Here is a 17,823-nt window from a genome sequence, read left to right on the forward strand (position 1 = left end):
CGACGAAGCCGAGCTGCGCAACATGCTGCAGCGCTTCCTGACCGGCCACGGCTTCCAGGTCCGCGCGGTCGCCGACGGCAAGCGGCTCGACCGCCTGCTGCAGCGCGAGCCGTACGACCTGCTGGTGCTCGACCTGATGATGGGGCCCGAGGACGGCCTGAGCGTATGCCGGCGCCTGCGCGCCGAAGGCCAGACGCTGCCGATCCTGATGCTCACCGCGAAAGGCGATGCCGCGGACAAGGTCGTCGGCCTCGAGACGGGCGCCGACGATTACCTGGCGAAGCCGTTTCTCCCCGACGAACTCGTCGCCCGCGTCCGCGCGCTGCTGCGGCGGCAGAAAATGGCGGCCGGCGAGCCGACGGTCACGTCGCAGCGCCTGCGTTTCGGCGCGTTCACGTTCGACGTCGGCCAGCAGACGCTGATGCGCGACGGCACACCCGTCGAGATCCATTCGGCGCAGATGCTGCTGTTGCACGCGCTCGGCTCGTCGCCGAATCGCGCGGTGAGCCGCGAGAACCTGCTCGCCCGCGCGCGCGGCCGCGACCATGCCGCACTCGACCGCAGCGTCGACGTCCAGATCCTGCGGCTGCGCCAGATCGTCGAGGACGATCCCGCCAAGCCGCGCTTCATCAAGACCGTCTGGGGCATCGGCTACATGCTGGTGGCCGGCATCGAGCCGTGATGCGCATCCCGCTGCCGCGCTCGCTGCTCGCGCGCAACATCGCCCTGCTGGTGGCGCTCGTCGCGCTGTCGCTCGCCTGTTCGCTCACCGTGCTGCTGCACTACGTGCAACGCCCGCGCATCGAGCGGGCCTCGATCGTTTTCGCCGACTACGTGCACCTGCTCGACCGCACGCTCGCCAGCCTGCCGCCCGATGCCGGCCGCACGGCCGTCGCGCAGTTCGGCGGCCAGGCCGCGCTGCCGCCGGCCGCACCGCCGCAAGCGCCGAATCTGGCGGCCTTCTTCCGCACCTGGCAGCGCGACGTGTTCATGCAGGCACTGGAACGCCACCTGCCGCCGGACCTCCCTGCGCGCTGGCAATCCGGCGACGACGAACGCCTGTGGATCCGGCTGCACGCGGCCGGCTCGCCTGTCTGGGTGCCGCTGCCGATGGCCGCCGACGCGCAGGCGAGCGGCATCACGACGGCCCTCGTGCTGTCGGTCGGGCTGGCGCTGCTCGCAGCGCTGACCGGCTACCTGATCCAGCTCCACCTGAACCGGCCGCTCGACGCGCTGGCGCGGGCGGCGCAGCGCGTCAGCGCGGGCGAGCGCCCGCCGCCGCTGCCCACCGACGGCCCGACCGAAATCGCCGACGTGAGCCGCGCATTCAACCAGATGGCCGATGCACTGCAGCAGGCGGAAGCGACCCGTTCGCTGATGCTGGCCGGCGTGTCGCACGACATCCGCACGCCGCTCACCAAGCTGCGCCTGGCGATCGCGATGGCGCTGCCGCGCGGCACGCACGACGCGCTCACCGCATCGGCCGAGCACTATCTCGACCAGATCGATACGATCCTGCAGCAATTCATGGACTACGCGGGCAGCGGCGAGCGCGAAACGCCGCAAACCGGCGACCTGAACGCGCTGATCGGCCAGCTCGTCGCGGATTTCGCGGGGCTCGGCCATGAATTCGAATTCGACGAAGGCGAGGTGCCCATGTTCGCGTTTCGTCCGATCAGCGTGATGCGGCTGCTGATGAACCTGATGCAGAACGCGGTCGTCTATGGCCGCACGGGCCTCGGCGTGCGCACGTGGACCGAAGGCGGGATCGCGTATGCGGTGGTCGGCGATCGCGGCAACGGCATCCGCGCGGCCGAACTCGAACGGCTCAAGGCACCGTTCAGCCGGGGAGCGAACGCACGCAGCCATGCGGGCGGCACGGGCCTGGGCCTCGCGATCGTCGAGCGGATCGCCCGCCTGCACGGCGGCTCGCTGACGTTCCGCGACCGCGACGGCGGCGGCCTGGAGGCCGTCGTCGCGCTGCCGCTCGATTCTTCCGGGCAGGCGCGGCGGGGGCTTTCGGGTTGAGTGGCGGCTCGATGGTTCTTCGGTTCTTCGGTTCTTCGGTTCTTCGGTTCTTCGGTTCTTCGGTTCTTCTGTCCGCCTTACTGCCTTACTGCCTTACTGCCTTACTGCCTTACTGCCTTACTGCCTTACTGCCTTGCCGCCTTGCCGCCTTGCCGCCTTGCCGCCTTGCCGCGTTACCGCGTTACCGCCTTTCTTCCTTACTGCCTGACGATCCGACGGCCCAGCGTACCCGCGCGCGGCGGCACGTGACATGCGCCGACATAATTCCTGCGTGGCGCATCACGCCCGGCCTCCGCATACTTGCGCCTGCGTGTTGCGCAACGGCATGAAACCTCTCCCTCGCCAGCGATCACGCCCCGCTTCCGATCGTTCGCGTTCCTGAATGCCGCGACAGTATCGGCAACTTCATCCAGGCCTCGGAGATCGACATGTTCACTTCTCTTCACACCCTTGCCACCCACGCCAAACGTCTGACGAGCGTCGCGCTGATCGCCGGCGCGCTCGCGATGACCGGCTGCGCATCGACCTCAACCACCGCCATGACCGCCGCGCCTGCGGCCCGCACGCAGCCGCAGGTTCGTGCGGACGTCGTCTACGTGTCCGCGTTCGACGTGGACACGACCGACGTCAAGGTCGACGGCGGCATGATCGCCAAGCTCACGACCCTCGCGAGCGGTTCGCCCGCCGACGTGCAACGCCAGCAGAGCGCGTTGACGACACGCGAGCGGCTCGCCGACGCGCTCGTGCGCGAACTCCGGTCGCAAGGCATCCCCGCGCTGCGCGGCTCGGTGCCCGACGGCCGCGACGTGCTGGTGATCGAAGGCCGGTTCGAGTCGATCGACGCCGGCAACCGCCGCCGCCGCACCCTGATCGGGCTCGGGGCGGGCAAGAGCGAAGTGAAGGCATCGGTCACCGTGCTGTTCCGGCCGGCGCATGGCGCGCCGCAACCGCTCGGCACGTTCTCGTCCAGCGCGAACAGCGGCCACCTGCCCGGCATGGTGGAAACCGCCGGGGTCGGCGCGGCGGCCGGCCGCCTCGCGACGTCGGCAGCGGTCGGCGCCGGCCTGCATGGCGTGTCGGAAGCCAAGCACGACACGGTGGTGTCCGATACGGATCGACTCGCGCGCTCGATCGCGAAGCAGCTCGCCACGCAGAATGCGGCGAACGCGTGGCTGCCGACGGTGTCGGCGAGCTGACGCACCGCGCACCGCGCACCACACGCTGCACGCTGCACGCTGCACGCTGCACGCTGCACGCCGCACGCCGCACGCCGCCTGCCGGCCCGGCGGGCGCGCAGGCGGCCGGCCGGGCATAATGCGCGAGGCCGCTGCGGCGGCACGCGCCGCGACCGTGCCGGGCCACCCGACGGCCGGCGCCATTTCCCGTCCTGAACGAATTCCGAACCTCAACCCGTCAATGCCATGCAAGTACTCGTCGTAGGAACCGGCAAGCTGGCCAGCGAACTGCTCGGCGCGCACCGGCTCGACCCCGCAACCTGTCGCGTGATGGCGTGGTCGGACAGCACGCACAACGATGCGCAGCATAGCGACGCCCGGCATACCGACGCCCGCTCGATCGTCGTGCATGCCGGTTCCGGCCGCGAGCTCCCTGACGTCATCGCATTCTGCGAGGCCAACGCGTCGCCGCTCGTCGAGCTGTCCACCGGCTCCGTGCTCGAAACCGGCTCGTACGCTTTCCCGATCGTGCTGTGTCCGAACACGAACATCCTGATGCTCAAGTTCATGAGCATGCTGGAAACCAGCGGCCACCTGTTTCACGACTGCCGGATCAGCCTGACGGAGTCGCACCAGGCCGGCAAGACGTCCGTCCCGGGCACGGCGGTCGGGATCGGCCAGTCGCTCGGCGTGCGGCCGGAAGACATCCGCTCCGTGCGCGACCCGGACGTGCAGCGCAGCGAATTCGCCGTCGCCGACGATCAGCTCGGCCGCCACGCGATTCACCGGATACGCATCGACGACGGTGCGTGCAGCCTGCAGTTCGAATCGCGCGTGGTGGGCGATACGCCCTACGCGGATGGCGTATCGCGCATCGTCGATGCCGTCCGGCAGCACGATCTCGAGCACCGCCGCTATTCGATCGTCGAGTTCATCCGCAACGGCTGGCTGTAGTCGCGGTGGTACGCGGCGGGAGGCATGCGCGCGTCTCGCACGTCGTTTCCACAACGAAAAGGGTTCGTCGCAAAATGCCGTGGATGTCGCCGATCGCTTCGCCAGCGGCATCCGGGCCAAACGTCCCGCCCCCGGCAGCCGCGACGTGCAAACGTCGTTTCGTATCGGCCGGCAAGTTATCGGCCGAGGTTCATTCGCCGAGATGGGGCGCAAACCGCTGCCGACGCTGGCGCGTGAATCGCCACCGTCGACATCCCCCGAAAGGAGAGCACCCAATGACCCGCCCCGATTTCATCAAGCACTGGACCGAGCTCGAAGAACCGGAAGCGCATTGCTACCGCGGCGACACCGAGCCGATGGCGCTGGACGCACCGCTTTCCGCCGAACTCGGCATCACCCGTATCGGCATTCATCACGTGAGGCTCCTGCCGGGTCGGCGGACCTCATATCCGCATGCCGAAAGCACCGAGCAGGAGTTCGTGTACGTGCTCGAGGGCAAGCCCGATGTCTGGATCGACGGCGTGCTGCACCCCGTTGCAGAAGGTGATTCCGTCGCGTTTCCGGCGGGCACCGGCATCTGTCACACCTTCATCAACAACACGAAGGACGAGGTCAGGCTGATGGTGATCGGCGAACGCCCGCGCGACGACAATCGCATCCGCTACCCGAAGAACGAGGCGTACGAGCTTACCCGCGCGGACCGCTGGGTGGACTGGCCCGCCAGGCCGCTCGGGGACCACGACGGCATGCCGGACTGACGCTCGCGAAGATGCCCCCGACGGAACCTGCCGAGCCTGCTGCGTGAACGCGCGGCAGGCCGCCGGAGCCGCCCCGTTCCACGGCGCGTTACCCGGTCAGCCGTCACTCGCCGCCCAGCAACGCCCCGCTCTCGGGCAACGTCGCACCGCCGTCGACGACGATCGTCTGCCCCGTGATGTACGCGGCATCGGCCGACGCGAGAAACAGCATCGCGTTCGCGATATCTTCCGGCTCGCCCATCCGCGCAAGCGGAATGTCGCGCGCGATCTGCGCGGCGACCGACGCATCGCCAAGATTGCCTGCCGCCGGCGTGCGGATCATTCCCGGTTCGACACCATTCACCGTCACGTTGTGGCGTGCGAGTTCGAGCGCCGCCGCACGAATGAAGCCGTTCACGCCGGCCTTCGACGCCGCGTAATGCGCGAGCCCCGGATACACGACACGCGGCCCCGTCACCGACGACGTGACGAGCAGCCGCCCCGCCCCCGCGCGCCCGAAGGCCGGCAACGCGGCCTGCGCGAGCCAGAACAGCGCCGACAGGTTGACCGACAGCGTCCGGTCGAGCGTCGGCTCGTCGATCTGCGTGAACGGCGTCAGCGGAAAATACGCGGCATTATGGACGACGACATCGAGCCGGCCGCCATCGCGCTCGACTGCCGCGACCAGCGCGACCAGTTGGTCGCGGCTGGCCGCATCCACCCGATAGGCGCGCACCTCGCCGCCCGTGCTCGCGAGCGCGTCGGCCTGCGCGGCGGCGGCCTCGCCGTTCAGGTCGGCGAGCGCGACGAACGCGCCGGATTCCGCGAAACGGCGCGCGATCGCCGCACCGATCCCCTGCGCGGCGCCCGTGACGAGCACGACACGCCCGCTGAAATCCGCCCGCAGGCGGCCGCTGCCCGGCGCGGCATTCATCGCTGCGCCCCGCCGTCGAGCGGATGCACGGTGTCGTTCAGCACCTGCGCATGCGCGCCGATCGGGAAGTTCGACAGCGTGCCGAAATCGCCGCCCTGGTAGCCGAAGATCTTGCCGTCGGTCTTGCGCTGCGCGAGGTCGATCAGCACGACGCCGAGCGTCGGCACCACCTTTTCGCGCCACACGAACAGATACAGCTCTTCTGCAATCCTGAAGTAATGGCAGCGGTCGACATCGGCCAGGCCGCCTTCGACACCCTGCAGGCACTGCCACGCGTAGAAGTTCTCGTTCAGGTAGATGTGCTCGTAGCACTCGGTCGGGCTGTAGCGGTACATCGTCCGCTTGCCGATCAGCTCGCGCGTGGGCCCGTGCAGCGGCCCCGGCTGCGTATGGCCGCCGAGCGTGCCGTGCCGGAAACCGGCCTCGACGCCCGTCAGCGGCAGCCCGCGCGCCACCCGCGTGAATGCGTCGATACGCGTGTCGGATTCGGTCGGCAGCGTGCCGACAACCGACGTCCATACCCCGTTGTCGAGATCGATCACGAGACTGACCGACGTCGCGCGGGCTGACGAATCGATGTAGTCGACGAAGTACAGCCCGTTGCGCAACCGCGTCACGCGGCACGGCTCGCGGCCGCCCGTGTCGGTCGCCGCGTCGCGCCACTGCAGCGCGCCCGGCTCGAACATGTAGACCCGCCATGCCCCCGACGCGTCGCCGAGCGTCAGCGTATGCCCGGCGAGCGCATCGACGGGTGCGAGGATGTTCGCTTCCGGCGCGAAGCCGTCCGCGAGCGCGCCAACCTGAATGAATACCGGATCCTGTTGTTCCACCTGCCGTCTCCCGCGCAGCTTCAGGCCCGGCGGGCCGTGTACGCTGCTCATGTGCACATGGTGCGGGCTGCGCGCGATGCGCGGTATCGGCCAAAAGGATGAAGGGCGCGCGCCGCCGGAACGCGCTAAAGTGCACGAAATCCGCGCCGCGACCGGCGCGAGGAGCGCACATGCACCGCGTCACCCACTACCGACGGACCGGCGAAGGCATCGAGGCAATCAGCCTCGACTCCGACCGCGCGTTTCCGCGCCACGCGCACGACGAATTCGGGGTCGGCATGATCGTCAGCGGCGCGCACCGGTCGTGGAGCGGCCGCGGGCAGGTCGACGCCCTGGCCGGCGACGCGATCATGGTCAACCCGGGCGAGATGCACGACGGTTCGCCGATCGAGGCCGGCACGGGCCGGCGCTGGCGGATGCTGTACCTCGCGCCCGCGCTGGTCGCGGGCGTCGCGGCGGAAGAAGGCCTCGGCGGCATCGAACTGGCGCATCCGGCGGTACGCGACGCGCGGCTCACGGCCGCCGTCGGCCGGCTGCATGCGCGCATCGTCGCGGGAGAATCCCCGCCGCTCGCCCGCGACGAGGCACTCGTGATGCTCGTCGCCGGGCTGCTCGCCCGGCACGCGAACCGCACGCTGCCGACGGCGGGCGTTGCTCCGGCGATCCACATCGCGCGGGAGCGGCTCGACGCGGCACCGGCCGCCCCCGTTTCGCTCGCCGAGCTGGCCGGCCTGAGCGGTGTCAGCCGCTTCCAGCTGCTGCGCGGGTTTGCCCGCGAACTCGGCATCACACCGCATGCCTACCTGATCCAGTCGCGTGCGCGGCTGGCACGCGCGCTGCTCGCAAGCGGCCTGCCGATCGCCGATGCCGCGGCCGAAGCCGGCTTTGCCGATCAGAGCCACCTGACGCGCGCGTTCGCGCGCCAGTTCGGGATCACGCCTGGGAGGTTTGCGCAGGTCGGTTGACGTCGGGCCCCCGCACAACGCGATCGGTCGCAAGGCGATCGAAGGCGGGCCCCGATGTCGACGACGGCTGGCGCGGCTTGGGCTTGGGCTTGGGCGTCGGCTGCGGCTTCCGCTTCCGCTTCCGCTTCCGCTTCGGCTTCGGCTTCGGCTTCGGCTTCGGCTTCGGCTTCGGCTTCGGCTTCGGCTTCGGCTTCGGCAGCAGTCTGCGCGAACGCACGCGCGCAACGCCCCACGCACGGCCCTCGACGCGCCTGCGCCCGTTGCAATTTCGTTCAAGACGCGCGATGCCGCCATACGCGACGATGCGGCGCATGAAGACACGACTGATCGGCTATCTCTATCTCGCCGCCGCGATGGCGGGCGTCGGCAGCACCGTCATCGCGAGCCGTCTCGCGGCAGGCGGCCTGCCGCCGTTCACGGCCACCGCGCTGCGCTTCCTGATCGCGACACCGCTGCTGTTCGCGCTGATGCGCGCGCAGCGAATGCGCTGGCCACGCATTTCCACCCGCGACGGCGTGCTGCTCGTCATCCAGGCTGCGGCGGGCGGTGTCGGTTATACGGTGCTGCTGATCAGCGGCACGAAGCTGTCGTCGCCGCTCGACGCAGGCGTGATGCTCGGCACGCTGCCCGCGATGTCGACGCTGATCGCGGCCGTCGTGCTGCGCGAGCGGCAGACGCCGCGCGACTGGGCGGCCGCCGCGCTCGCCACGGCCGGCGTGCTGTTCGTCACGTTCGCCCCCGGCCACGCGCTGCCGTCGCTCCAGACGCTTGCCGGCGATGCACTGGTGCTGGCCGCCGTCGCATGCGAAGCCGTATTCATTCTGCTCAACCGGCGCCTTGCCGCGCCGCTGCCGCCGCTCGCGCTGTCCACCGCGATGTCGGGCCTCGGCTTCGTGCTCGCGCTCGTGCCGGCTGTATTCGAATGGCACGCGGTCGCAGATGGCTGGACTCTCGGCGCCGTGTCGGCAATCGCCTACTACGCGCTGGTGCCGACCGTGCTCGGCTACCTGTGCTGGTACGCGGGTTCGGCGCGCACCAGCGGAACCGAGGCCGCGCTGTTCACGGCGGTCGCGCCGGTCTCGGCCGTGCTGTTCGCGGTCGCGCTGTTCGGTGAAACGTTGAACGTCACGCGGGTCGCCGGCATCGCGCTCGTCGTCGCGGGCATGCTCGTCGGCGCGACGCGGCGGCGCGAGCGGCCCGCCGACACGCACGATGCCCGGCCAGCCAGCCCCGCGCCCACCCCCGCTCAAACCGCCGCCGAATGACTGCGGTCATCGCGGGATTGCGGCAACGGCGGCCACTTCCTCCCGTCACATCGTCGCGGCCCGCGCGCCCCGGCCACTGTAGGAATGTGTCCGCGTGCCGCAAATCGATTGCGCACCACCCCGCAAGATGCAATATTCGCGTGGCCGGCCCCTTTGACAACCATCGAACAACAATCCGACACGCAATGAACAGGAAGGAAGCCAAAACAAGAATCGCGGTGCTGCTCTCCGCGGGAACGAGGAAGGCCGACGCACTGGCCGAACTGTCCGGGCAGGGGCTCAAGGATCGCGTGCTCGCGCACCTGATCGCATCGCGCCCCGACCCCGAGCGCTGCCGCAAGAACAAGGTGCACGTCCGGATCCTGGTCGCGCTCGGTATCGCCCAGCTCGCGATCAGCCTCGTGCTCGCGTATTACTTCTTCGCAAGCGGCGCCGGCACCGGCCTCGTGGCCGTGTTCCTGGCGTTGACCGTGCCGCTGTCGCTGCTGTTCATCTGGGGCTTCGCGACCCATCGCGTCGGCGCCTATCACGCGTTCATCCTGCTGTCGCTGCTGCAGTTGCCGAAAACCATCGCCGAACTCGGACGCGATCCGTCGACCGCGCTGCCGAGTCTCGTGATCACCGCGTTGCTGGTGGGCTACGTCTGGTACGTGCGCAACCGGATGTTCCCCGACTACGGCTGGTTCACGCCGCGCAAGGTCGAAGGCCGCTACGCGTTCGTCGACCACGCGTGACGCCGCCGGCGTAGGCGCCGGTCGAAAAAAAAGCGCCGGGCCGCCCCGCAATCACGGGACGGCCGGCGCTTTCTGCATTCCGAAACCAGTCGGCTTACTTGGCCTTTTCAGCCGTATCGCTGATCGCCTGGCCACCCTTCGAAATATCCTGGCCCACACCGGCGACCGTGTTGCAACCGGCGAGCGCGGCGGTCACCACCAGCAGCATTGCAGCAATCGTACGCGTCATTCTCATTCTCCTTCGAATCAACAAGCCCGACGGGCGAATCGTATGCGGCGCGGTACCCGGCAAGACACCGGGTACGGGGCCTGACCTGATTATACGGAGACGGCCGCAACGCGCCACTACGAACCCGCCGCATGTCACATGGGCCACACAGCCGGTCCGCGCAGATTTTCCTTGACTTCAACGCGCCAGGAACTAATATACGCACCGCGTATATTTTCCGTCAGGAGCCGCCGATGACCGTCCCCCAGCAAGCCTTCCTCCGCGACGCGATGCGCCGCCTCAACATGACCCGCGAAGCGTTCGCCAATCGCATCGGCGTCAGCCGGCGCGCGCTGGACACCTGGCTGTTGCCCGACGATTCGCAGGAATCGCGCGGGATGCCCGAGATCGTCGAGCGCTTCGTGTCGGAAATCGTCGAGCGCTCGGCACCGGAAGGCAGCGGCTATACGCAAAGCGTAGATAATCAAGGGCTCGCCAAGCAGTTCTTTTTCGAAGGCAAGCCGCAGCTGCTGTCGGTCGACCAGTTTTCGCGGGAATCGGTCGAGGCACTGTTTCGCGTGGCCGACGTGATGCAGCCGATCGCACGCCGCCACAAGATTTCGCGCGTCCTGGAAGGCGCCGTGCTCGGCAACCTGTTCTTCGAAGCCAGCACGCGTACGCGCGTGTCGTTCGGCGCCGCCTTCTGCCGGCTCGGCGGCTCGGTGTGCGACACGACGGGCTTCACGTTCTCGTCGATGGCCAAGGGTGAATCGATCTACGACACGAGCCGCGTGATGGCCGGCTACGTCGATGCGCTCGTGATCCGCCACCCGGAGAAAGGCTCGGTGGCCGAGTTCGCGCGCGCGACCAACCTGCCCGTGATCAACGGCGGCGACGGCCCCGGCGAGCACCCGAGCCAGGCGCTGCTCGATCTCTATACGATCCAGCGCGAGTTCTCCCGGCTCGGCAAGATCGTCGACGGTGCGCACATCGCGCTGGTCGGCGACCTCAAGTACGGCCGCACCGTGCACTCGCTCGTCAAGCTGCTCGCGCTGTACCGCGGGCTGAAGTTCACGCTCGTGTCGCCGCCGACGCTCGAGATGCCGGCCTACATCGTCGACCAGATCGCGACGAACGGCCACGTGATCGAGCAGACCACCGACCTCGCGGCCGGGCTGCGCGGCGCGGACGTCGTCTACGCGACGCGGATCCAGAAGGAGCGCTTCACCGACGAGTCGTTCGAAGGCTACACGCCGGATTTCCAGATCAACCAGGCGCTCGTCGACACGGTGTGCAAGCCCGACACGCTGATCATGCACCCGCTGCCGCGCGACAGCCGGCCCGGCGCGAACGACCTGTCGGTCGACCTGAACCGCGACCCGCGCCTCGCGATCTTCCGTCAGACCGACAACGGCATTCCGGTGCGGATGGCGATCTTCGCGGTGCTGCTCGGCGTCGAGAACCTCGTCCAGCATTCGATGCGCGACGCGACGTGGCGCCCGCCGGCATACCTCGGGCCGGAAGACGCGGTGTTTCACGGCGTCGATTGAATCGTATCCAGAGTCTCGCGCCCGCCTGCCGTCGTTTCAGGTCGGCGGCGCGCTTGCCTGAAGCAGAACGCGCCGCATCGCACGGCGCGTTTTTCAATTGCGGGGCAGCCTGCGGGGCCGGCAGCCGTGGGCTCGTTAGCGCGCCCACGGGTCGATTACGCGAATTCCCATTGCCTCGAACGGCGTGACATCGCGCGTGGCGACGATCAGGCCGTTCGCTTCGGCCGTGCCGGCGATAAAACCATCGGATGGTGCAATTGCGACACCTGCGGCACGAGCGCGTGCGCGAAGGCTCGCATACGCTTTGCTCGCAGCATCGTCGAATGGCAGGATTCGTCCGCGAAACAATGGCAGCACGCGCTGCTCGATGCTCTGATGCAGCCACTCTCGCCGGCGTCCTTCCGGCAATACAGCCACGCCCAATCGTATTTCCGCGAGACTGATCGCAGCCAGAAACAAGGTTTCGACATTCTGGGCATCGAGCCACTCGATCACGGCCGCGTTCGGCTCGCGTCGTAGCGGTTCGGAAATGACATTCGTATCAACAAGGATCATTCGAAGCTCATCGGATCGGCAGGCGTCTTGTCGCGCTGGGCGTCGAAATCGAATCCGCCGGCCTCCTGCCCGATTGCTGCCAGCATCGTTCCCAGCTTGAGCCGCCCGCCCGGAAGAACGGCCTGTTCGAGAATGTCGCGCACCTCGGCTTCGGTGCTGCGCCCATGTTGGGCCGCGCGAATGCGAAGTGCTCGATGCACTTCATCGGACAGATTTCGGACGGTGATCACGGGCATGGTGCGCCTCATCAAGATTGCTTTCAATGCAGTCATATTAGCATTTTGCTGTCATACCAAGTGAATCGCGACACTGGAACTCTAACCGGCCCGACAAGCCCTTTCTATCTGGCCATTCGGCCAATCTTCCCTCCGCAACGACGCCGTCACATTCGTCAACAATTCCTCAACAAACGAGAACAAGAACGCTTCTCATTCACGATGAAATTACATAGAATGCCGCCTGAAAACAAATCGTAATAATTCCCGACGGCGTGCACATTTCCGCAGCGCACCGCCCCGGGGCCACACCGCGAGGTCGAAGCGCACCATGAAGTCACGTCCCGACGAGCTGAAGCTCGGTAAATTCACCACCTTGTGCAGCGTGCTCGCCGCCGGCCCGGCATTCGCGGCGGACGGTACGCCGCCACCCGCCCCGGCCGGCACCGAAGGCCATCTCGCGCCGATCGAGGTACAGGGCAAGGCCGAGCACAGCTACAAGGCCGATTTCTCCGCTTCCGTGAAATTCACCGCGCCGCTCGTCGACACGCCGAAATCCGTCACCGTGATCCCGCAGGAGCTGATCCAGAACAGCGGCGCGTCGACGCTGACGGAAGCGCTGCGCACCGTGCCCGGCATCACGTTCGGCGCCGGCGAAGGCGGCAACCCGCTCGGCGACCGTCCGTTCATCCGCGGCTACGACACGCAGGGCAGCATGTTCGTCGACGGCATGCGCGACACGGGCGCCACGACGCGCGAGATCTTCAATACCGAACGCATCGAGATCACCAAGGGCTCCGACGGCGCATACGGCGGCCGCGGCGGCGCGGGCGGCAGCATCAACCTGATCACGAAGGCCCCGCACCTCGGAACCACCGCCGCCGCGAGCGCGGGCCTCGGCACCGACCGCTATCGCCGCTTCACGGCCGACGGCAACTGGCAATTCGCCGATCACGCCGCATTCCGCCTGAACCTGATGAGCCACAACAACGACGTCGCCGGCCGCGACGCCGTCAACAACGAACGCTGGGGCGTCGCGCCGTCGATCGCGTTCGGCCTCGGCACGCCGACGCGCGTAACCGCGAGCTACTACCACCTGTCGACCGACGACATGCCCGACGGCGGCATCCCGTATCTCTATACGGCGTCGAACAAACCCGCGAACGTCGGCACGATCTATCCGGCCCCCGTCGACCGCCACAACTTCTACGGGCTGATCGACCGCGACTTCCGCAAGACCACGTCGGACATCAGCACGATCAAGATCGAGCACGACATCACGTCGGCGCTGACGATTCGCAACACCACGCGTTACACGGAATCGACGCAGGACTACATCTGGACCCAGCCGGACGACAGCCAGGGCAACGTGGTGAACGGCAAGGTCTGGCGCCGCAACAACAACCGCGACAGTTCGATCAACAGCCTGGCGAACCTGACCGAGCTGTTCGGCGAGTTCCGCACCGGCCCGTTCAAGCACAGCTTCACGACCGGCATCGAGCTGACGCGCGAATGGGGCAAGCGCGACAGCTACAACGTCGCGACCGACACCGGCAAGATCTGCCAGAAAGGCATCGGCGCCGCATCGGGCTACAACTGCACGAGCCTGTGGTCGCCGAACCCGAACGACCCGTGGGCCGGTTCGATCACACGCAACAACGACTACGCGCATGCACGCACCACGACGAAGTCGATCTACGGCTTCGACACGATCGAGATCACGCCGCGCTGGCAGGTCAACGCCGGCGTGCGCGTCGACGACTACTCGACCCGCTTCACCGACACCAAGGCCAACGGCGGTAAAACCTATACGCGCGACGACACGCTCGTGAACTGGCAGGCCGGCCTCGTGTTCAAGCCCGCGCAGAACGGCAGCATCTACGCGTCGTATGCGACGTCGTCGACGCCGGCCGGCATGCTGCTCGGCGAAGGCAGCGAGACGCAGTCGCTCACGCCGGGCCGCGGCGGCGTCGGCCCGAACGCCGATCAGATGGCGCCCGAGAAGAACCGCAGCATCGAGCTCGGCACCAAGTGGAACGTGCTGAACGACAAGCTGTCACTCACCGCCGCGCTGTTCCAGATCGACACGACCAACGCGCGCGTGACGCTGCCGAACAACCAGTACGCGATGGTCGGCAACAAGCGTGTGCAGGGTCTCGAACTCGGCGTCGCAGGGCAGATCACGAAGCAGTGGCAGGTGTTCGGCGGCTACACGTACATGAAGAGCGCGCTGCGCGACAACGGCAAGGACGCGGCGAACGACGGCAACCGCTTCCCGAACACGCCGAAGCACAGCCTCACGATGTGGTCGAACTACGACGTGACGCCGAAGTTCACGGTCGGCGGCGGCGCGTTCTACATGTCGGAAGTGTTCGGCGATCCCGCGAACCTGCGAGCAGTGCCGTCGTACTGGCGCTTCGACGCGATGGCGCAGTACCGGATCAACAAGAAGCTCGACCTGCAACTGAACGTGAACAACCTGTTCAACCGCACCTACTTCGACCAGGCGTACCCGGCGCACTACGCGTCGATCGCCCCGGGCCGCTCGGCGTTCGTCACGCTGAACGCGCGCTACTGATCGATGGAGGCTGTATCGCTGAAGGCGCTCGCGTCGGTGTCGCCGCGCGAGTTCGCCGACATCCTGGCCGGGCCGCCCGAGCGCGCCGCCGCGTGGGTCGCGGCGGCGGCCGACAACGGCATCGTCGATGCGCAGGCCGTATACGGGCAGTACCTGCTCGACGGGCATGGCGTCGCGCGCGACCCGGCGGCCGCGTTCAACTGGTTCCGGCACGCGGCGCGGGCCGGCCACGCGATGGCGATGAACATGCTCGGCCGGTGCTACGAGTTCGGCTGGGGCACGGCCGCGTGCGCGCCGGTCGCCGTGTACTGGTACCGGCTCGCCGCTCAGGCGGGGCTCGACTGGGGCATGTACAACTACGCGACAGCGCTCGCGCTCGGCAACGGCGTCGACGAGAACCGCGCCGACGCGCTCGACTGGTTCCGCCGCGCGGCCGCGCTCGGCCATGCGAAATCGATCAACCTGATCGGCGGTTTCTACGAGGACGGCTGGGTCGTATCGGTCGATATCGACGCCGCGTTCGACCACTATCGCCGCGCCGCCGTCGCCGGCGACTTCCGCGGCCAGTTCAACTATGCGCGGCTGCTTGCCGAGCGCGGACGCATCGACGAGGCGCTCGGCTGGCTCGCGCGCGTGCCGGCCACCGCGACTCCCGCGTTCGTCGCGAAGATGCGCGCGTATCTCGCGTCGTCGCCGATCGACGCGTTTCGCGCGGCGGCGCTGCAGTCGCAACCCCAGCCGCAGCCGCACGTTATGGAATCCGCAACATGATGCTTCATATCCCCGGCGTGTTGACCAAGGCGCAGGTCGCGCAATGCCGCGACCACCTCGATGCGGCCGAATGGGTCGACGGTAACGCGACGTCCGGCGCGCAGTCGGCGCTCGCGAAACGCAACCGGCAATTGCCGGAAGGCTCGCCCGCCGCGCGTGCGGTGGGCGACGCGATCCAGGACGCGCTCGCGCGCCACCCGCTGTTCTTTTCGGCGGCGCTGCCGCTCAAGGTGTTTCCGCCGCTGTTCAATCGCTACGAAGGCGGCGAGACGTTCGGCACGCACGTCGACAACGCGATCCGGCTGCTGCGCGGCACGGATTTCCGCGTGCGCAGCGACCTGTCGGCGACGCTGTTTCTCGAGGAACCCGATGCGTACGACGGCGGCGAGCTGTGTGTCGAGGATACGTACGGCACCCATCGCGCGAAGCTACCGGCAGGCGATCTCGTGCTGTATCCGGCGTCGAGCCTGCATCACGTGACGCCGGTAACACGCGGCGAGCGCGTCGCGTCGTTCTTCTGGATCCAGAGCATGGTGCGCGACGACGGCGACCGCACGCTGCTGTTCCAGCTCGATACGCAGATTCAGGCGCTGTCCGCCGAAAAAGGCGCGAAAGACTCGATGGTCATTGCGTTGACGGGGATTTATCACAACCTGTTGAGGAAGTGGGCCGATGCGTAACGCGAACGGGTAACGCTGCCCTCCGGCGCTTGCGCTGCGTCGGACTCCATGACTAAAATGACCATCGTCAAATGACCATGCTCATATCATGATGCCGCACGCTCCCGTATCGAAATCCGAATTCAAGGCTCGCGCACTCGAATACTTCCGGCTCGTCGAGACGTCGGGCGAAAGCCTGATCGTCACCGATCACGGCAAGCCGACGCTCGAGATCCGGCCGTATCACGCATGCGAGGCTCAGCCGTTGGACATATTGCGCGGTTCGGTCATGCGCTATGACAATCCTCTCGATCCGATTGCGGAAGATGATTGGGAGGCGTCGCGGTGATCGTGCTGGATACACATGCATTGGTATGGTGGGTGGCGGGCGACCCGTCGCTCAGCAGGAAGGCGAGAAGCGCGATCGATCGCGCCCGGAGCGAAGGCGCGCTCGCCGCGTCCGCGATCTCCGCGTGGGAGATCGCGATGCTGGTGCGCAACGACCGCCTCGCACTGACGATGGAGGTCGAAGCATGGCTCGCCACCGTCGCGCAGATCGACGGGATGCGCTTCGTGCCCGTCGATGCCGACATCGCCGCGAAATCCACCAACCTCCCCGGCACGTTCCACAAGGATCCGGCCGATCGCATGATCGTTGCGACTGCTCGACGGCTCGGCGTGCCGCTCGTCACGCGCGACGAAAAAATCCGCGCTTACGCGCACGTCAAGACGCTCTGGTGAGCGTCGCCTGCCTGCGGTCCAAACCGCCGCGCATCCTTTGCCGGACTCTGGCATATTGGCGAATCGTCTGACCAAAACGACCTCGGCCGGCCAGCCTCGGCGCCGGCTCATGGCCCGCAACCGTCATCGCGCCATTCCGTCCGCTATCGTGATCTCGCTCTCCGATCCGGTTGTCCGCTCGATCGCCCTGCTAGAGTCGCACGAAGGGTTTGTCGATCTCGCCGGTTTTCATGACCGCATCGCCGTCGATCCCGGCCGCGACGACGCCGCACACTCGAGCCGGCATTTCCTGAAAGTGCGTCACGGTGTGGCGCAACGGCTGATCGTCGCCGCGCACGCGCTGCCCGACGGCCTGCGCCTGTACGTCAAGGAAGGCTATCGTCCGCTGGCGCTGCAACGCCGCTACTTCACCCGGCATCTCGCGCACCTGCGCCGGACGCTGAACCCGCTGCCGGACGAGGACACATTGGTCGCGCTGACGAGCCACTACGTCGCGCCGCCGGAAGTCGCCGCCCATCCGACGGGCGCGGCCGTCGACCTGACACTGATCTCGACGGACGGCGTCGAGCTCGACATGGGCTGCGTGCTCGACGCAACCGACCAGGAATCGTCCGGCGCGTGTTATACGCACAACCCGTTCATCAGCCGGGCTGCCGCCCGCCACCGCCAGGTGCTGATCGCCGCGCTGACGGGCGCCGGCTTCACCAATTACCCGTCGGAATGGTGGCATTGGTCATTCGGCGACCGCTATTGGGCCGTCATGCACAACCAGTCGCATGCAATTTACGGTCCCGTCGAGGAAAGCATGCTCGACGAAGCCGCGCGCTGACGATCTTTCCGACGAAACAAACCCGCCCCGGTAACATCCTCACTTGTCGATCCCTGCCCGCTCCAGCACAATCGCAGCACCTGCATCACTCTCCC

General features: G+C 67.5%; 20 protein-coding genes. 15 read left to right on the forward strand and 5 right to left on the reverse strand.

Going from position 1 to position 17,823, the window contains the following annotated elements:
* From FOZ70_RS10720 to FOZ70_RS10740, 5 genes are all read left to right on the forward strand, one after another.
* Positions 1-682 (forward strand): response regulator (locus tag FOZ70_RS10720; protein WP_219705861.1); only part of this gene is annotated, 682 nt, incomplete at its 5' end.
* Positions 682-2,028 carry an ATP-binding protein gene (locus tag FOZ70_RS10725; protein WP_219705862.1) on the forward strand — a complete coding sequence of 449 codons (1,347 nt, stop codon included), beginning with the start codon at positions 682-684 and terminating at the stop codon, positions 2,026-2,028. The genes FOZ70_RS10720 and FOZ70_RS10725, both read left to right, overlap by 1 nt.
* Positions 2,029-2,456: 428 nt before the next feature.
* Positions 2,457-3,224 carry a DUF4410 domain-containing protein gene (locus FOZ70_RS10730; RefSeq protein ID WP_219705863.1) on the forward strand — a complete coding sequence of 256 codons (768 nt, stop codon included), beginning with the start codon at positions 2,457-2,459 and terminating at the stop codon, positions 3,222-3,224.
* A 225-nt stretch (positions 3,225-3,449) separates the two neighbouring features.
* Positions 3,450-4,157 (forward strand): dihydrodipicolinate reductase, encoded by a 708-nt coding sequence (locus FOZ70_RS10735; protein WP_219705864.1) that lies wholly within the window; start codon positions 3,450-3,452, stop codon positions 4,155-4,157.
* A gap of 275 nt (positions 4,158-4,432) precedes the next feature.
* The gene (locus FOZ70_RS10740) at positions 4,433-4,915 is read left to right on the forward strand and encodes a cupin domain-containing protein (protein WP_021158171.1); all 483 of its coding nucleotides are present in this window, start codon (positions 4,433-4,435) and stop codon (positions 4,913-4,915) included.
* A gap of 103 nt (positions 4,916-5,018) precedes the next feature.
* On the opposite strand, the gene FOZ70_RS10745 is transcribed toward FOZ70_RS10740, so the two are convergent.
* Together FOZ70_RS10745 and FOZ70_RS10750 are read right to left on the reverse strand one after the other, a co-directional pair.
* Complete coding sequence (locus tag FOZ70_RS10745; RefSeq protein ID WP_219705865.1) at positions 5,019-5,828, reverse strand: SDR family oxidoreductase; 810 nt, start codon at positions 5,826-5,828, stop codon at positions 5,019-5,021.
* Entirely contained in the window at positions 5,825-6,658 is an 834-nt protein-coding gene (locus FOZ70_RS10750) for a molybdenum cofactor biosynthesis F family protein (RefSeq protein WP_219705948.1), read from the reverse strand. Before FOZ70_RS10750 ends, FOZ70_RS10745 begins: the two co-directional genes overlap by 4 nt.
* 170 nt (positions 6,659-6,828) lie before the next feature.
* Between FOZ70_RS10750 and FOZ70_RS10755 the strand changes: the two genes are divergently transcribed.
* The 3 genes from FOZ70_RS10755 (at position 6,829) to FOZ70_RS10765 (ending at position 9,622) form a co-directional block, all read left to right on the forward strand.
* Positions 6,829-7,623 (forward strand): AraC family transcriptional regulator, encoded by a 795-nt coding sequence (locus FOZ70_RS10755; RefSeq protein ID WP_059619274.1) that lies wholly within the window; start codon positions 6,829-6,831, stop codon positions 7,621-7,623.
* Positions 7,624-7,934: 311 nt separating this feature from the next.
* Complete coding sequence (locus tag FOZ70_RS10760) at positions 7,935-8,888, forward strand: DMT family transporter (RefSeq protein WP_059619447.1); 954 nt, start codon at positions 7,935-7,937, stop codon at positions 8,886-8,888.
* 185 nt (positions 8,889-9,073) lie between these two features.
* Positions 9,074-9,622, forward strand: a complete 549-nt coding sequence (locus tag FOZ70_RS10765; protein WP_059619276.1) for a hypothetical protein — start codon at positions 9,074-9,076, stop codon at positions 9,620-9,622.
* 94 nt (positions 9,623-9,716) lie between these two features.
* Here FOZ70_RS10765 and FOZ70_RS10770 read toward each other — a convergent pair whose 3' ends face one another.
* The gene (locus FOZ70_RS10770; RefSeq protein WP_021158165.1) at positions 9,717-9,851 is read right to left on the reverse strand and encodes an entericidin A/B family lipoprotein; all 135 of its coding nucleotides are present in this window, start codon (positions 9,849-9,851) and stop codon (positions 9,717-9,719) included.
* 233 nt (positions 9,852-10,084) lie between these two features.
* Here FOZ70_RS10770 and FOZ70_RS10775 point away from each other — a divergent pair, with 233 nt between their 5' ends.
* Positions 10,085-11,380, forward strand: a complete 1,296-nt coding sequence (locus FOZ70_RS10775; RefSeq protein ID WP_021158163.1) for an aspartate carbamoyltransferase — start codon at positions 10,085-10,087, stop codon at positions 11,378-11,380.
* Between the two features lie 135 nt (positions 11,381-11,515).
* On the opposite strand, the gene FOZ70_RS10780 is transcribed toward FOZ70_RS10775, so the two are convergent.
* Both FOZ70_RS10780 and FOZ70_RS10785 read right to left on the reverse strand, forming a co-directional pair.
* Positions 11,516-11,935: a type II toxin-antitoxin system VapC family toxin gene (locus FOZ70_RS10780; RefSeq protein ID WP_021158162.1), complete on the reverse strand. Its 420-nt coding sequence runs from the start codon at positions 11,933-11,935 to the stop codon at positions 11,516-11,518.
* Complete coding sequence (locus FOZ70_RS10785) at positions 11,932-12,171, reverse strand: antitoxin VapB (RefSeq protein WP_021158161.1); 240 nt, start codon at positions 12,169-12,171, stop codon at positions 11,932-11,934. The genes FOZ70_RS10780 and FOZ70_RS10785 overlap by 4 nt, the downstream gene beginning before the upstream one ends.
* A 310-nt stretch (positions 12,172-12,481) precedes the next feature.
* Between FOZ70_RS10785 and FOZ70_RS10790 the strand changes: the two genes are divergently transcribed.
* The 6 genes from FOZ70_RS10790 (at position 12,482) to FOZ70_RS10815 (ending at position 17,728) form a co-directional block, all read left to right on the forward strand.
* Complete coding sequence (locus tag FOZ70_RS10790) at positions 12,482-14,728, forward strand: TonB-dependent siderophore receptor (protein ID WP_219705866.1); 2,247 nt, start codon at positions 12,482-12,484, stop codon at positions 14,726-14,728.
* 3 nt (positions 14,729-14,731) lie between these two features.
* Positions 14,732-15,499 carry a tetratricopeptide repeat protein gene (locus tag FOZ70_RS10795; RefSeq protein ID WP_219705867.1) on the forward strand — a complete coding sequence of 256 codons (768 nt, stop codon included), beginning with the start codon at positions 14,732-14,734 and terminating at the stop codon, positions 15,497-15,499.
* Entirely contained in the window at positions 15,496-16,179 is a 684-nt protein-coding gene (locus tag FOZ70_RS10800) for a Fe2+-dependent dioxygenase (protein ID WP_219705868.1), read from the forward strand. Before FOZ70_RS10795 ends, FOZ70_RS10800 begins: the two co-directional genes overlap by 4 nt.
* Before the next feature lie 88 nt (positions 16,180-16,267).
* On the forward strand, positions 16,268-16,507 hold the full coding sequence (locus FOZ70_RS10805) for a type II toxin-antitoxin system Phd/YefM family antitoxin (RefSeq protein ID WP_219705869.1): 240 nt from the start codon (positions 16,268-16,270) through the stop codon (positions 16,505-16,507).
* Complete coding sequence (locus FOZ70_RS10810) at positions 16,504-16,899, forward strand: type II toxin-antitoxin system VapC family toxin (protein ID WP_042973908.1); 396 nt, start codon at positions 16,504-16,506, stop codon at positions 16,897-16,899. The genes FOZ70_RS10805 and FOZ70_RS10810 overlap by 4 nt, the downstream gene beginning before the upstream one ends.
* Positions 16,814-17,728, forward strand: coding sequence for a M15 family metallopeptidase (locus FOZ70_RS10815; RefSeq protein WP_258025605.1), 915 nt, complete (start codon positions 16,814-16,816; stop codon positions 17,726-17,728). Before FOZ70_RS10810 ends, FOZ70_RS10815 begins: the two co-directional genes overlap by 86 nt.
* The last annotated feature ends 95 nt before the right edge of the window (positions 17,729-17,823 follow it).

Source organism: Burkholderia sp. COPS (genome assembly GCF_019425585.1).
GTDB classification, from domain to species: domain Bacteria; phylum Pseudomonadota; class Gammaproteobacteria; order Burkholderiales; family Burkholderiaceae; genus Burkholderia; species Burkholderia cepacia.